The organism is Stenotrophomonas maltophilia R551-3 (assembly GCF_000020665.1).
GTDB lineage: Bacteria > Pseudomonadota > Gammaproteobacteria > Xanthomonadales > Xanthomonadaceae > Stenotrophomonas > Stenotrophomonas maltophilia_L.
On the sequence record NC_011071.1, the window covers coordinates 2056807 to 2071215 of the forward strand.

8 protein-coding genes are annotated in these 14409 nt (G+C 66.0%); 2 read left to right on the plus strand and 6 right to left on the minus strand.

The window, feature by feature from the left end:
- Position 1: 1 nt before the first annotated feature.
- Positions 2-2725, plus strand: a complete 2724-nt coding sequence (locus SMAL_RS09365; RefSeq protein ID WP_012510940.1) for a response regulator — start codon at positions 2-4, stop codon at positions 2723-2725.
- Positions 2726-2737: 12 nt separating this feature from the next.
- Here SMAL_RS09365 and rpfF read toward each other — a convergent pair whose 3' ends face one another.
- The 5 genes from rpfF to betI form a co-directional block, all read right to left on the minus strand.
- On the minus strand, positions 2738-3607 hold the full coding sequence (gene rpfF, locus SMAL_RS09370) for a diffusible signal factor synthase RpfF (RefSeq protein WP_006364532.1): 870 nt from the start codon (positions 3605-3607) through the stop codon (positions 2738-2740).
- A 201-nt stretch (positions 3608-3808) separates the two neighbouring features.
- A complete protein-coding gene (locus tag SMAL_RS09375) occupies positions 3809-5485 on the minus strand; it encodes a long-chain fatty acid--CoA ligase (RefSeq protein WP_012510941.1) in 1677 nt (558 codons plus the stop codon).
- A 222-nt stretch (positions 5486-5707) separates the two neighbouring features.
- The gene (gene betA, locus SMAL_RS09380; protein ID WP_012510942.1) at positions 5708-7390 is read right to left on the minus strand and encodes a choline dehydrogenase; all 1683 of its coding nucleotides are present in this window, start codon (positions 7388-7390) and stop codon (positions 5708-5710) included.
- A 102-nt stretch (positions 7391-7492) separates the two neighbouring features.
- The gene (gene betB, locus SMAL_RS09385) at positions 7493-8965 is read right to left on the minus strand and encodes a betaine-aldehyde dehydrogenase (RefSeq protein WP_012510943.1); all 1473 of its coding nucleotides are present in this window, start codon (positions 8963-8965) and stop codon (positions 7493-7495) included.
- A 38-nt stretch (positions 8966-9003) separates the two neighbouring features.
- The gene (gene betI, locus SMAL_RS09390; protein ID WP_012510944.1) at positions 9004-9594 is read right to left on the minus strand and encodes a transcriptional regulator BetI; all 591 of its coding nucleotides are present in this window, start codon (positions 9592-9594) and stop codon (positions 9004-9006) included.
- Positions 9595-9764: 170 nt separating this feature from the next.
- On the opposite strand from betI, the gene SMAL_RS09395 reads away from it, so the two are divergent.
- Positions 9765-11315, plus strand: a complete 1551-nt coding sequence (locus SMAL_RS09395) for a BCCT family transporter (protein ID WP_012510945.1) — start codon at positions 9765-9767, stop codon at positions 11313-11315.
- 110 nt (positions 11316-11425) lie between these two features.
- Here the strand turns inward: SMAL_RS09395 and acnA are convergent, their stop codons facing one another.
- On the minus strand, positions 11426-14179 hold the full coding sequence (gene acnA / locus SMAL_RS09400) for an aconitate hydratase AcnA (protein ID WP_012510946.1): 2754 nt from the start codon (positions 14177-14179) through the stop codon (positions 11426-11428).
- Positions 14180-14409: the final 230 nt, after the last annotated feature.

Consider the following 14409-nt stretch of genomic DNA (forward strand, 5'->3'; position numbering starts at 1 on the left):
CATGCAGGACCTGTTCGCACGCGTGAAGCGCCGGTTGGCGCAGCGTCCGGATTCGGAGCATGGCCAGGCGATCGTGCGGGTGGCGCTGATCTCGCTGATCCTGGTCTATGTGCTGCTGTCCGGAGCACGCCTCCACCGTCTGGAGCAGTACCAGGGCGTGCTGGCGACGGTGCTGACCGGATTGGGGCTTTCGCTGCTGCTGTTCGGTTGGCTGCTGTGGAAGCCGGAGCGCTCCGATCCGCGCCGGGTCGCCGGGATGCTGGCCGACTACGGCTTGATCGCCATCGGCATGATCCAGATGGGCGAGCCGCTGGCCTGGGTGTATGCGGTGGTGATGTGGGTGACGGTCGGCAATGGCCTGCGGTTCGGCTCGCGCTACCTGGCTGCGGCCATCGTGCTGGCGATGGCCAGTTTCGGTACGACCGTGTTGATGACCCCTTACTGGCAGGCCAACCTGGGCCTGGCCTTTTCCCTGTGGCTGGGACTGCTGGCGGTGCCGTTGTGCTGCTCGTCCCTGCTGCGCCGAAGGATGCGACATCCGACCATGGATACGACCCCCGCCGCTGCCTCCCCCAACCGCTCGTTGCTGGCCCGCTTCAAGCAGCGCCTGTCCGGGCGCGAGGACAGCGAGCACGCGCAGAACCTGATCCGCATCGTCATCACCGCGCTGTTCATCAGCTACCTGGGCTGGCGTTCGCTGAGCGGCGGTGGCGAAGCGCTGACCACGACCTGGTTGATCCTGGCCTTCGAGCTGACCATTTCCGCCGGCCTGCTGGCGGCGATCCTGGTCAATCCCGGCGCGTCGCATGTGCGCCGGGTGATCGGCATGCTGACCGATTACACCTGCATGGCCTGGATCATGACCATCCAGGGCGAACCGGCCGCGCCGCTGTACGCGGTGATGCTGTGGGTGACCATCGGCAACGGCATGCGCTACGGCAGTACCTATCTGCGCGTGGCCACCGCCATGGGCTGCCTGGCGTTCCTGTGTACGGTGATGCTGTCGCCCTACTGGCGTGGGCACGACTATCTGGGCTGGGGCCTGCTGCTGGGCCTGGGCGCGATCCCGCTGTACTTCGATTCGCTGCTGCATGCGCTCACCCGTGCAGTGGCCGAGGCGCGCCAGGCCAACGAAGCCAAGAGCCGCTTCCTGGCCAACATGAGCCATGAGTTCCGCACGCCGTTGAACGGGCTGGCCGGCATGACCGAAGTGCTGGCCACCACCCGCCTGGACGATGAGCAGCGCGAGTGCCTGAACACCATCCAGGCTTCCACCCGCAGCCTGCTGGCGCTGGTGGAGGAGGTGCTGGACATCTCCGCGATCGAGGCGGGCAAGGTGCGGGTGGAGTGGCACGAGTTCGCGCTGGCCGATGTGCTGCAGGCGATCAACCTGATCCTGACCCCGCAGACCCGCTCCAAGTCGCTGGATTACCGCGTGCATGTGGACGACAACGTGCCGCCGCGCCTGCTTGGCGATGCCGGTCATCTGCAGCAGATCCTGCTCAATCTGATGGGCAATGCGGTCAAGTTCACCGACAGCGGCTACGTGCATCTGCGTGTTTCCAGCCTGGACGCAGCGGGCAGCGAGCGGGCGCGCCTGCGTTTCGAGATTGTCGACAGCGGCATCGGCGTGCCGGTGGCGCTGCGCGGTCGGCTGTTCAATGCCTTCGAGCAGGGCGATGTCGGCCTGGCCCGTCGTCATGAAGGCACTGGCCTGGGCACGGCCATTGCCAAGGGCCTGGTCGAATCGATGGGCGGGCAGGTCGGTTATGCGCCGAACAGCCCGCGCGGCAGCGTGTTCTGGGTTGAGATCACGCTGGACGTGGCAGAGGCCTCATCAGCCCCGGCGGTTCCGTCCGAGGTTGCTGAAGCCGGCAATGTCATCGCATTTTCCAACCCCTTCCTGCGCCATCGTGCCCGGGTGCGCAGCCTGCGCGTGCTGGTGGCCGACGACCACGAGGCCAACCGCATGGTGCTGCAGCGGTTGCTGGAGAAGGCCGGCCACAAGGTCACCTGCGTCAATGGCGGCGCCGAAGTGCTCGATGCATTGGAGCAGGCCAGTTACGACGCAGCGATCGTCGATCTGCACATGCCGGGCATGAGCGGACTGGACCTGCTCAAGCAGCTGCGGGTGATGCAGGCCAGCGGCATGCCCTATGTGCCGGTGATGGTCCTCAGTGCCGATGTCACCCCCGATTCGATCCTGCGCTGCGAACAGGCCGGCGCACGCGCCTTTCTGGCCAAGCCGGTAGTGGCAACCCGATTGCTGGAAGTATTGGCCGATGTTGCTGCCAACATCCGCCCGGAATCCGGCATCCAGTCGGTTCCCGCACTTCCGGTGGGCGATGGCGTGCTTGATACGGCAGTGCTGGATGAACTGGCGTCGCTGGGCATGGGCGACGGCTTCGAGCGCAAGTTCATCGACCAGTGCCTGGTGGATGTCGATGCCAGCATGGGCCAGCTGCAGGCCTGCGGCGAACGCCAGGCCTGGGAGGATTTCCGCGAGCACGCCCACGCCCTGCGCGGGGTGGCGAGCAACCTGGGGCTGGTCCAGGTTGCTGCCTCCAGCGGCGAGATCATGCGCATGGCGGACTGGCAGTTGAAGGGCGAGTGGGTGGCCCGCCTTGGCAGTCTTGCCGCCGCCCTGCGCCTCGGCAGGAATGCACTGGTCGCCCGCAGCGCGGACATCGCGCGCCGTGACGACAGCGAGCGCAGCCCGTCCTGAACCGCCGCGCTGTCAGGCCGGGTCGCCATTGCGCCGGGCCTGTGCCCGCACCAACCGGTCCATGGTACGCAGGGACTTCTCGCCGAGCTGCATGGCGGTATCCACCCAGATCTCGGTGATCCGCATCATTTCGTGCAACGGCACCATGCTGGCGATCTCGTTGACCTCGCGCATCGCGGCCCAGGCATGCGGAATCCGCTTGCTGTCCTTGATCACCTGTTCGACGGCGGCAACGCCTTCGCCGACCGGCACCACGATGTCGACCAGCCCCATTTCCTTGAGCTGGCTGGCGGTGTAGAGGTTGCCCTCCAGCATGATCTTCTCGGCCAGGCGCGGGCTGATGCGCTGGCACAGGAAGGAGTAGGCGCCCATGCCGGGGAACAGGTCGAACAGCACCTCCGGCAGGCCCATCAGCACGCCTTCCTCGGCGACGATGGTGTGGCAACTCAGCGCAGCTTCGAAGCCGCCGCCCAGTGCATTGCCCTGGACCAGGGCGATGCTGTGCGCACGTGCGCCGAGCCCGGCATGGAAGGCGTGCACGCCGCGTACGCAGCGCTGGGCATAGTCGAGCAGGCGGGCGCGGTCGCCTTCGCGGATCAGCCGGCAGAACAGCTCGAGGTCACCACCCAGGTTGAACACGTCACTGTCCGAGGCCAAGACGACATGGGGTGACAGGACGTGCGAGGCGCTGAGGCGTTCGCCCAGTTCGCGCTGGTAGTCGACGATGTCATCGACCAGGCGCGAGGCGAAGCAGGGCCGGCCCGGCTGGTTGACCAGGTTGGCATGCATGTGGATCCAGTAGACATCCCGCTCGGGCTCTTCGGTAATGCGCAGGGTAGGGTGCAGCGAGGGGCGGGTGATGATGGGGCGTACTGCAGACATGGGAGTTCTCCGTGTGACCGTCCGGCCAACCGCAGAGCGGACGGAGAGGAGTGAGGGGAGGCGAGCTGAACGTGCGGCGGCGACTGATTCTATGCACCCGTCGTGAACCGCCCGCAAGCGCTGTGCCGGCCATGTTCCGGTAATAAAAAGACCCCGCCGTTGCCGGCGGGGTCCCTGTTCTGCTCGCTTGCCCGGAAACCCTTACGGGGCGGGCGTATCACGCAGCTCGCGACGGAGAATCTTGCCGACGTTGGTCTTCGGCAGCTCTTTTCGGAATTCTACGATTCTGGGGTGCTTGTAACCGGTCAGGTTTGCCCGCGCATGTTCCTTGACCATTTCCGCGGTCAGGTTCGGGTCCTTCTTCACGATCACGACCTTCACCACCTCGCCGGATTTTTCATCCGGGACGCCGACCGCGGCCACTTCCAGCACGCCCGGCATCATCGCGATGACGTCCTCGACCTCGTTCGGGTACACGTTGAAGCCGGACACCAGGATCATGTCCTTCTTGCGGTCGACGATGTAGAAGAAGCCCTGCTCATCCATCCTGGCCATGTCGCCGGTGTGCAGCCAGCCGTCGGCATCGATGGCGGTGGCGGTTTCTTCCGGGCGCTGCCAGTAACCCTTCATCACCTGCGGGCCCTTGATGCACAGTTCGCCCACTTCACCCAGCGGCAGGATGTTGCCGTTGTCGTCCTTGATGCAGGCATCGGTTGACGGGATCGGCAGGCCGATCGAGCCATTGTATTCGGGCAGGGTGAGCGGGTTGATGCAGGCCGCCGGCGAGGTTTCGGTCAGGCCATAGGCCTCGACCAGGGTCACCCCGGTGGTCTTCTTCCAGCGTTCGGCCACGGCGCGCTGCACCGCCATGCCGCCACCCAGGGTGAACTTGACCGAGGAGAAGTCGATCTCGTCGAAGCCCGGGGTATTGAGCAGGCCGTTGAACAGCGTGTTGACGCCGGTGATGGCGGTGAAGCGGGTGCCCTTGAGCTCCTTGACGAAGCCCTTCATGTCGCGCGGGTTGGTGATCAGGTGGTTGCAGCCACCGAACTTCATGAAGACCAGGCCGTTCGCGGTCAACGCGAAGATGTGGTACAGCGGCAGGGCGGTGATGATCACTTCCTTGCCCGGCTCGATGCCCGAGGTGGACAGCCACGCAGACGCCTGCTGCATGTTGGCGATCAGGTTGCGGTTGGTCAGCATCGCGCCCTTGGCCACGCCGGTGGTGCCACCGGTGTACTGCAGGAAGGCGATGTCGTCGTGGTCGATCTCGACCGCCGGAAGCGTGTGCCGGCTGCCCAGCTTGAGCGCCTGCTTGAAGCGGACGGCGCCCTTGATGTGGTAGTTGGGCACCATCTTCTTGACGTACTTCAGCACGAAGTTGACGATCGCGCCCTTGGCGCCGAGCAGGTCGCCCAGGCCGGTGGTAATGACGTGCTTGACCGGCGTATCGGCGATGACCTGCTCGACGGTGTCGCCGAAGTTGTCGACCACCACCAGGGCACTGACGCCGGCATCAACCAGCTGGTGCTTGAGTTCGCGCGCGGTGTACAGCGGGTTGACGTTGACCACGGTCAGGCCGGCGCGCAGCACGCCGAAGGTGGCCACCGGGTACTGCAGGCAGTTGGGCATCATCAGGGCGACGCGGTCACCCTTCTTGAGCTTGAGCTCACCCAGCAGGTAGGCCGCGAACTGGTTGACCAGCGTATCGGTCTCGCCGTAGGTGATGACCTTGCCGAAGCTGGAGTAGGCGGGACGGTCGCGGAATTTCGCGACGGAGGCGTCGAAGACCGAGGCGACCGAATGGAATTCGTTGACGTCGATTTCGGCGGGAACGCCTTTCGGATAGCTCTGCAGCCAGGGACGATCCAGACTCATATTCCCCCTCCAGGAATCGTGATGATTTAGGTTACGGCCCTGAGCGTATCGACAATGGCCGTTCATTGCAGCATACCCCGCCGTAGGGAAAACGCGAAGAGGCCCCGAGGGGCCTCTTTGCTTGGTAGTGCCGGCCGCTGGCCGGCATCTGCGCTCGATCGGGATTCCGGTGGATGCCGGCCAGCGGCCGGCACTACCGTGGCCCCAAGCGGGGCGCTTGCGTCAGCCCTGCTTACGTACCGGTGCGCCGTTGGCCTTGTAGTACGGCGCGGTGCTGCGGGCCAGCGGGGTACGGCCGCGGATCACGTCGGCCAGCTTCTCGGCGATCATGATGGTCGGCGCGTTGAGATTGCCGGTCACCACCTGCGGCATGATCGAGGCATCGACGATGCGCAGGCCTTCCAGGCCGTGCACGCGGCCCTGGCCGTCAACCACCGCCATCGGATCATCGGCGTGGCCCATCTTGTTCGAGCACGACGGGTGGTAGGCGGTCTCGGCATGCTCGCGCACGAATGCATCGATCTGCGCGTCGGTCTGCAGTGCGCTGCCCGGCGAGATCTCGCGGCCGCTGTACGGCGCCAGCGCCGGCTGCGCGAAGATCTCGCGGGTGATCCGGATCGCGGCACGGAACTCGCGCCAGTCCTGGTCGTGCGACATGTAGTTGAACAGGATGCTCGGGTGTTCGCGCGGGTCCTTCGAACGCACGTGGATGCGGCCGCGGCTGGGCGAACGCATCGAACCGACGTGCATCTGGAAGCTGTGCGCCTTGATCGGGTTGGAGCCGTTGTAATTGATCGCCACCGGCAGGAAGTGGTACTGCAGGTTCGGCCAGTCGAACTCGGTATCGCTGCGGATGAAGCCACCGGCCTCGAACTGGTTGCTGGCGCCGATGCCGGTGCCAAGGAACAGCCACTCGGCGCCGATCGCCGGCTGGTTGTAGAGCTTCAGTGCCGGTGCCAGCGAGACCGGCTTCTTGCACTCGTACTGCAGGTACATCTCAAGGTGGTCCTGCAGGTTGGCGCCGACGCCCGGCAGGTGGTGCACCAGGTCGATGTCCAGGCTGCGCAGCAGGTCGGCCGGGCCGACGCCCGAGCGCTGCAGGATCTGCGGCGAAGCGATGGCGCCGCCGCACAGCAGCACTTCGCGGCGGGCGGTGGCACGCTGCGGCTGGTCGTTGTGCAGCCACTGCACGCCCACCGCACGCTTGCCCGAGAACAGGATGCGGTCGGTCAGCGCGTGGGTGACGATGGTCAGGTTCGGGCGCGGCTTGGCCAGGTCCAGGTAGCCACGGGCGGTGCTGGAACGACGGCCCTTCGGGGTCACCGTGCGGTCCATCGGGCCGAAGCCTTCCTGCTGGTAGCCGTTGAGGTCGTCGGTGCGCGGGTAGCCGGCCTGCACGCCGGCCTCGACCATCGCAGCGAACAGCTCGTTGTTGCCGGCCTTGGGCGTGGTCACGCGCAGCGGGCCTTCGCCACCGTGGTAGTCGTTGGGGCCGATGTCACGGGTTTCGGCCTTGCGGAAGTACGGCAGGCAGTCCAGGTAGGTCCAGTCTTCCAGGCCCGGCATGCTGGCCCAGTTGTCGTAGTCCATCGCGTTGCCGCGGATGTAGCACATGCCGTTGATCAGCGACGAGCCACCCAGCCCCTTGCCACGGCCGCAGTCCATGCGGCGGTTGTTCATGAAGGGCTCGGGATCGGTCTTGTACGCCCAGTTGTAGCGCTTGCCCTGCAGCGGGAAGGCCAGTGCCGCCGGCATCTGGGTACGGAAGTCGAGCCGGTAGTCCGGGCCACCGGCTTCCAGCAGCAGCACGCTGACATCGGCATCTTCGGTGAGGCGGGTGGCCAGCACGTTGCCGGCCGAACCGGCGCCGATGATGATGTAGTCGTACTCGTTATGGGTGCTCATGGTTGCTCTCCTGCAGGCCGGGGCGCGCTGCATGCAGGCGTCCCGGCGGAATGTCGGATCGGCACGATGGCCGGACGTGGGGCGCGCCCGGAGGCGCGCCGGTCAGAACACGCTGGCGTAGTCGCCCAGTTCCACCTGCACCGACTTGATGCGGGTGTAGTGGCCGAGGGTGGAGAGGCCGTTCTCACGGCCGACGCCGGATTCCTTGTAACCGCCAACCGGCATTTCGGCCGGCGATTCGCCCCAGGTGTTGATCCAGCAGATGCCGGCTTCCAGGCGGTGGATGATGCGGTGGGCGCGGCTGACGTCCTTGCTGACCACGCCGGCGGCGAGGCCGAAGGTGGTGTCGTTGGCACGACGCACCACTTCGTCTTCGTCGTCGTAGGCAAGGATGCTCATCACCGGCCCGAAGATCTCTTCCTTGACGATGGTCATGTCATCGCGGCAGTCGGAGAACACGGTCGGCAGCACGTAGGCACCGTTGGCCAGCGCGCCTTCGGTGGCACGGCCGCCGCCGGTCAGCAGGCGGGCGCCTTCGGCCTTGCCGCTTTCGATGTAGCGCAGCACGTTTTCCATGTGCGGGAAGCTGGTGAGCGGACCGAAGTTGGTCTCGGCGGCCATCGGGTCGCCGATGCGGATGCGCTTGACGCGCTCGACCACGGCGGCTTCGAACGCGGCCAGCATGCTGCGCGGCACGAACACGCGGGTGCCGTTGGTGCAGACCTGGCCGGAGCTGAAGAAATTGGCCATCACCGCGATGTCGGCGGCGCGGTCGAGGTCGGCGTCATCGCAGATCACCAGCGGCGACTTGCCGCCCAGCTCCATGGTCACTTCCTTCAGCGACGAGGACGCGGCGCTGGCCATGACCTTCTTGCCGGTGGCGACGCCGCCGGTGAAGGAGATCTTCTCGATCACCGGGTGCTCGGTCAGCCACTGGCCGATCTCGCGGCCCGGGCCCTGCACGACGTTGAACACGCCGGCCGGCACACCGGCTTCGGTGTAGATTTCGGCCAGTCGGATCGCGGTCAGCGGCGTCACTTCGGACGGCTTGAACACCATCGCGTTGCCGGCGGCCAGCGCCGGTGCCGACTTCCACATGGCGATCTGGATCGGGTAGTTCCAGGCGCCGATGCCGGCGACCACGCCCAGCGGCTCGCGGCGGGTGTAGAAGAAGCTCGATTCGCGCAGCGGCAGCTGGATGCCTTCGATGGCGGTGGCCAGGCCGGCGTAGTACTCGACCACGTCGGCACCGGTGACGATGTCCACGGTGGTGGTTTCGGCCAGCGCCTTGCCAGTGTCCAGGGTTTCCAGGTGGGCCAGTTCGTCGTTGCGCTCGCGCAGGATCTCGACCGCGCGGCGCAGGATGCGCGAACGCTCCATGGCGGTCATCGCGGCCCACACCTTCTGGCCTTCGGCCGCGCTCTGCACGGCCCGTTCGACGTCGGCCTGGCTGGCGACCTGCACTTCAGCGATCACGTCACCGGTGGCCGGGTTGACGGTCCTGAAGGTCTTGCCGCTGGTGGCATCGACGCGCTGGCCGTGGATGTAGAGCTGTTGGACGGGCAGGGTGGTCATGGGGCGTACTCCTTGGAAGGGGGCGGGTGCTGCAACGCTTATAGCGCGGCAGCCTGCAACTGGAAGTCGATGTAGCCGTAAGCGATGCGCCGGGACTTCTCGGCATTGAACTGGCCGCCGACCAGGCTGCCGCGCAGCCACAGGCCGTCGATCATCGCGGCCAGGCCACGGGCGGCCAGGCGGGCCTGCGGGTGGGGCAGCAGGCGGTTGAACTGATGGCACAGGTTGGAGAACAGGCGCTGGTCGTTGGCGCGCTGCAGGCGGGCCAGTTCCGGCTGGTGCATGCTGGCGGCCCAGAAGGTCAGCCAGACGCGCATCGCGGTGCCGTTGATCTGGCTGTCGTCGAAGTTGCCGTCGACGATGGCGCGCAGCTGGTCGCGCGGGTCGTCGCCGGCGTCGGCGCGGTAGCGGGCGACCGCCTCCTTCAGTTCGCGCAGGATCTGCCGCATTGCAGCATTGAGCAGGCCGTCCTTGTCGCCGAAGTAGTGGGCGACGATGCCGCTGGACAGCCCGGCCTTCTTCGCGATGGTGGCGACGGTCGCATCGGCCATGCCGATCTCGTCGATGGTCTGGAAAGTGGCCCGGATCAGCTGCTCGCGCCGTACCGGTTCCACGCCTTTCTTCGGCATTGTCTCTCCACGGATTGCGACCCGAAGGATCGGGCTGCCGACCATTATGCTTTTTATTGATTGAACGTTCAATCAATAAACCCTAGGATGCGCTCGCGCCCCACGCCATGGGCCCGGTTTACCGGTCCGGCCCCGCCCATGTGCTCCCTCGGACTTGATGAGACGACCCCATGTCTTCCCTGGCTCATCCCAAGCGTTCGCCCCTGCGCTTGAACCGTTTTGTCTTCTTCAGTTCCTCGGTGTCGATCGGCATCCTCGGGCTGCTCACCGTTCTCTATCCCGAAGGCAGCGAGCACTGGCTGCAATGGGCGCAGGCCGAGGTCTCGGCGGCGTTCGGCTGGTGGTACATGCTGCTGATCGTGCTGTGCCTGGGCTTCGTGCTGTGGCTGGCGTTCTCGCCCTACGGCCGCATCCGCCTGGGCCATAACGAGGAATCGCCGGCCTTCGGCTACGTCGCCTGGGTGTCGATGTTGTTCTCGGCAGGCATCGGCATCGCGCTGCTGTACTACGGCGCCTACGAGCCGCTGGACCATTTCCTCAATCCGCCCGGGCAGCCCGGCGGAACGGTGGCAGCGGGCCGCGAGGCGATGGTGCTGACCTTCCTGCACTGGGGCCTGCACGGCTGGGCGCTGTACGCCCTGGTCGGCGTGGCGCTGGGCTATTTCGCCTACCGCCGGAACCTGCCGCTGGCGCTGCGCTCGGCGCTGTACCCGATCTTCGGTGAGCGCATCCACGGCCGCATCGGTGACATGGTCGATGGCTTCGGCATCCTTGCCACGCTGATCTCGATGGTGACCAACCTCGGCATTGGCGCGCTGGTGGTGCAGTCCGGCCTGGTCTACCTGTTCCACATCCCGGATACGCCGCAGGTGCTGGTGGCGATCGTGCTGGTGATGATGGTGGTGGCCACCATCGGCGTGGTGGCCGGTGTGGAGAAGGGCATTGCCTGGCTGTCCAACCTCAACGTGCGCCTGCTGTGCGGCCTGCTGCTGTTCGTGCTGGTCACCGGCCCGACCCTGCACCTGTTCGACGGCCTGATCCAGAACACCGGCGATTACCTCGGCGCGTTCGTGCGCAAGAGCTTCGACATGTACCTCAACGACCCGAAGGGCCGTGAGTGGATGGGCTCGTGGACGCTCTTCTACTGGGCCTGGTGGATCGCCTGGGCGCCGTTCGTGGGTCTTTTCGTGGCACGCATCTCGCGTGGCCGCACCATTCGTGAAGTGATCATGGGCGTGCTGCTGATCCCGCTCGGCTTCACCCTGGCCTGGCTGTCGATCTTCGGCAACACCGCCATCGACCTGGTGCTGAACCACGGCCAGGCGGTTCTTGGCGAGGTAGCCCAGCACGATGCGGCGATGACGCTGTTCAAGCTGCTGGAATACCTGCCCGGCGCGCCGTACGTGGCCGGTGCCGCGGTGGTGATCGGCTTCGTGCTGTTCCTGACCCCGGTCGATTCGGGCACGCTGATGATCGCCAACCTGTGCACCCGTCGCGTTGACGATGGCGTGGAAGACGGCCATGACGCGCCGATCTGGCTGCGCGTGTTCTGGGCGGCCGGCATCACCGTGGCCAGCGTCGGCCTGCTGCTGGCCGGCAACTTCAGTGCGATGCAGACGGCGGTGGTGCTGTGCGGCCTGCCGTTCTCGTTCACCCTGGCGTTCTACATGTGGGGCCTGCTGAAGGCACTGCGCACCGACCCGGACGCACCGCGTCGGTAGATAGCGCCGGGCCCTGCCCGGCAAACGCGAAAGCAAAGGGCCGGATCTGTGAGGATCCGGCCCTTTGCGTTTGCTTCCGGGATCCGCCGGGCATGGCCCGGCGCTACCAGTTACTTGGCTGCCAGCTGGCGCAGCACGTACTGCAGCAGGCCACCATGACGGAAGTACTCCACTTCCTTCGGGGTCAGCAGCATCACCGAAACCTCGAAGGTCTTCCTGGTGCCATCGGCCTTGGTCGCGGTGACGGTGGCACGCTTGCTGGCACCGTCCTGCAGGCCGGTGATGTCGATCACTTCCGAACCGTCCAGTCCCAGGCTCTGTGCGTTCTCGCCGTTGCGGAACTGCAGCGGCAGCACGCCCATGCCGACCAGGTTGGAGCGGTGGATGCGCTCGAAGCTTTCGGCGATGACCGCCTTCACCCCCAGCAGCAGGGTGCCCTTGGCCGCCCAGTCACGCGACGAGCCGGTGCCGTATTCCTTGCCGGCCAGCACCACCAGCGGCACCTTGTCGGCCTTGTACTTCATGGCCGCATCGTAGATCGCCAGCTTCTCCGGCTGGCCGCCGCCGGCCGGGTAGTACAGGGTGTTGCCGCCTTCCTCGCCACCGAACATCAGGTTCTTGATGCGGATGTTGGCGAACGTGCCGCGGACCATCACGTCATCGTTGCCGCGGCGGCTGCCGTAGCTGTTGAAGTCGGCCGGCTGCACGCCGCGCTCCTGCAGGAAGCGGCCTGCCGGCGAGTCCTTCTTGATGTTGCCGGCCGGGGAGATGTGGTCGGTGGTGATCGAATCGCCGAACAGGCCCATCACGCGCGCGCCGTGCACGTCGTCGATGCTGCCGGTCTGCATGGTCATGCCATCGAAGTACGGCGGGTTCTTGATGTAGGTGGAGGCATCGCTCCACTCGTACAGGTTGCCGTCCGGAGAAGCGATGGTGTTCCAGCGGGTATCACCCTTGAACACATCGGCGTAGTTCTGCTTGAACATCTCCGGGCCGATGGTGGCGGCGATGACGTCGCCGATTTCCTTGTTGCTCGGCCAGATGTCGCGCAGGAACACCGGCTGGCCGTCGCTGCCGGTACCCAGCGGCTGGGTGGTCAGGTCGATGTCGGTGGTACCGGCGATGGCGTAGGCCACCACCAGCGGCGGACTGGCCAGGTAGTTCATCTTCACTTCGGGGTGCACGCGGCCCTCGAAGTTGCGGTTGCCGGACAGCACCGAGGTGACCACCAGATCGCCGGTGGCGATGCCGGCGCTGACTTCGGTCGGCAGCGGGCCGGAGTTGCCGATGCAGGTGGTGCAGCCGTAGCCGACCACGTAGAAGCCGATCTTCTCCAGCTCCTTCAGCACGCCGGCCTTTTCCAGGTAATCGGTGACCACGCGCGAACCTGGGCCGAGCGAGGTCTTCACCCACGGCTGGCGGTTCAGGCCCTTGGTGGCCGCGTTGCGGGCCAACAGGCCGGCACCGATCATCACCGCCGGGTTGGAGGTGTTGGTACACGAGGTGATGGCAGCGATGACCACTGCACCATCCTTCAGGCGGACCTTGCGGCCTTCGGTCTCGATATCGGCAAAGCCCTTGGCCAGCTGCTCGTTGCCAACCGCAGCGCCGCCGCCTTCGTTGACGAAGGTGGAGACATCCTCGCTGCGCTTGTCGCGGTTGGCGGTCATGCCGACCAGTGCCTCGCGGTAGTTCTTCTGCACGTCTTCCAGCAGCACGCGGTCCTGCGGACGCTTCGGGCCGGCCAGCGACGGCTTCACCGTGCCCATGTCCAGTTCCAGCGTGGTGCTGTACTGCGCATGCGGACTGCTGGCGTCGTGCCACAGGCCCTGGGCCTTGGCGTAGGCTTCGACCAGGTCGATCTGCTCTTCGCTGCGGCCGGACAGGCGCAGGTAGTTCAGTGATTCGTGATCGATCGGGAAGATGCCGCAGGTGGCGCCGTATTCGGGGGCCATGTTGCCGATGGTGGCACGGTCGGCCAGCGGCAGGTGCTGCAGGCCCTCGCCGAAGAATTCCACGAACTTGCCGACCACGCCGAGCTTGCGCAGCATCTGGGTGACGGTCAGCACCAGGTCGGTGGCGGTGGCGCCCTCGGGCAGCTTGCCGGTCAGCTTGAAGCCGACCACCTGCGGGATCAGCATCGAGGACGGCTGGCCGAGCATGGCCGCCTCCGCTTCGATGCCGCCCACGCCCCAGCCGAGCACACCGATGCCGTTGATCATGGTGGTGTGGCTGTCGGTGCCGAACACGGTATCCGGGTAGGCCACCGCCTTGCCATCCTTGTCCGCGGTCATGACCACGCGGGCCAGGTTCTCCAGGTTCACCTGGTGGACAATGCCGGTGTTCGGCGGCACCACCTTGAAGTTGTCGAAGGCCTTCTGGCCCCAGCGCAGGAAGCCGTAGCGTTCCTGGTTGCGCTGGAATTCGATCCTGCCGTTGAGGTCCAGCGCATCGGGCTTGCCGAACACATCGACCTGCACCGAGTGGTCGATGACCAGTTCGGAGGGAATCTGCGGGTTGATCTGCTCCGGCGAGCCGCCGAGCTTGACCACCGCGTCACGCATCGCGGCCAGGTCGACCACGCAGGGCACGCCGGTGAAGTCCTGCAGGACCACGCGCGCCGGCATGAAGGCGATCTCGGTGTCCGGCTCGGCCGCCGGGTTCCAGCGGGCCACGGCTTCGATGTGGTCCTTGCCGACGGTGACGCCGCCATCCTCGTGCCGGAGCAGGTTCTCCAGCAGGATCTTCATCGAGTAGGGCAGGTGGGAGATATCGAAGCGCTGGCCCAGCGTGGGCAGGCTGAAGTAGTCGTAGGTCTTGCCGCCGACGTTCAGCTGGCTGCGGGTGGAGAACGAATCGCTCATGCGGGGTAACTCCTTCTTGCGGATGGCTTGCTCTGGCCCGTGCGTGGACGGGCCTGCTTGCGGTCGCCGCGGGCCTGGTGGCCCCGGTCCTCCCAGTATGAACCCCAGACTGAATGGATTCATCCGGGCCGGGTCCGGCCTGCGGCATCGGTTCCAGACTACAGGGGAAGGTGTATGGCGTATGTCACGTTTGTGGCCGATCCATTGCGAGGCAAGGGCTGGCGGGGTGC

What these genes read in the sequence shown, in the direction of transcription:
- SMAL_RS09375 (WP_012510941.1), bottom strand. Translation starts at nt 5,485, where the DNA reads ATGAGTCTGGATCGTCCCTGGCTGCAGAGCTATCCGAAAGGCGTTCCC.
- betI (WP_012510944.1), bottom strand. Translation starts at nt 9,594, where the DNA reads ATGCCGAAGAAAGGCGTGGAACCGGTACGGCGCGAGCAGCTGATCCGG.
- rpfF (WP_006364532.1), bottom strand. Translation starts at nt 3,607, where the DNA reads ATGTCTGCAGTACGCCCCATCATCACCCGCCCCTCGCTGCACCCTACC.
- SMAL_RS09395 (WP_012510945.1), top strand. Translation starts at nt 9,765, where the DNA reads ATGTCTTCCCTGGCTCATCCCAAGCGTTCGCCCCTGCGCTTGAACCGT.
- betB (WP_012510943.1), bottom strand. Translation starts at nt 8,965, where the DNA reads ATGACCACCCTGCCCGTCCAACAGCTCTACATCCACGGCCAGCGCGTC.
- betA (WP_012510942.1), bottom strand. Translation starts at nt 7,390, where the DNA reads ATGAGCACCCATAACGAGTACGACTACATCATCATCGGCGCCGGTTCG.
- SMAL_RS09365 (WP_012510940.1), top strand. Translation starts at nt 2, where the DNA reads ATGCAGGACCTGTTCGCACGCGTGAAGCGCCGGTTGGCGCAGCGTCCG.
- acnA (WP_012510946.1), bottom strand. Translation starts at nt 14,179, where the DNA reads ATGAGCGATTCGTTCTCCACCCGCAGCCAGCTGAACGTCGGCGGCAAG.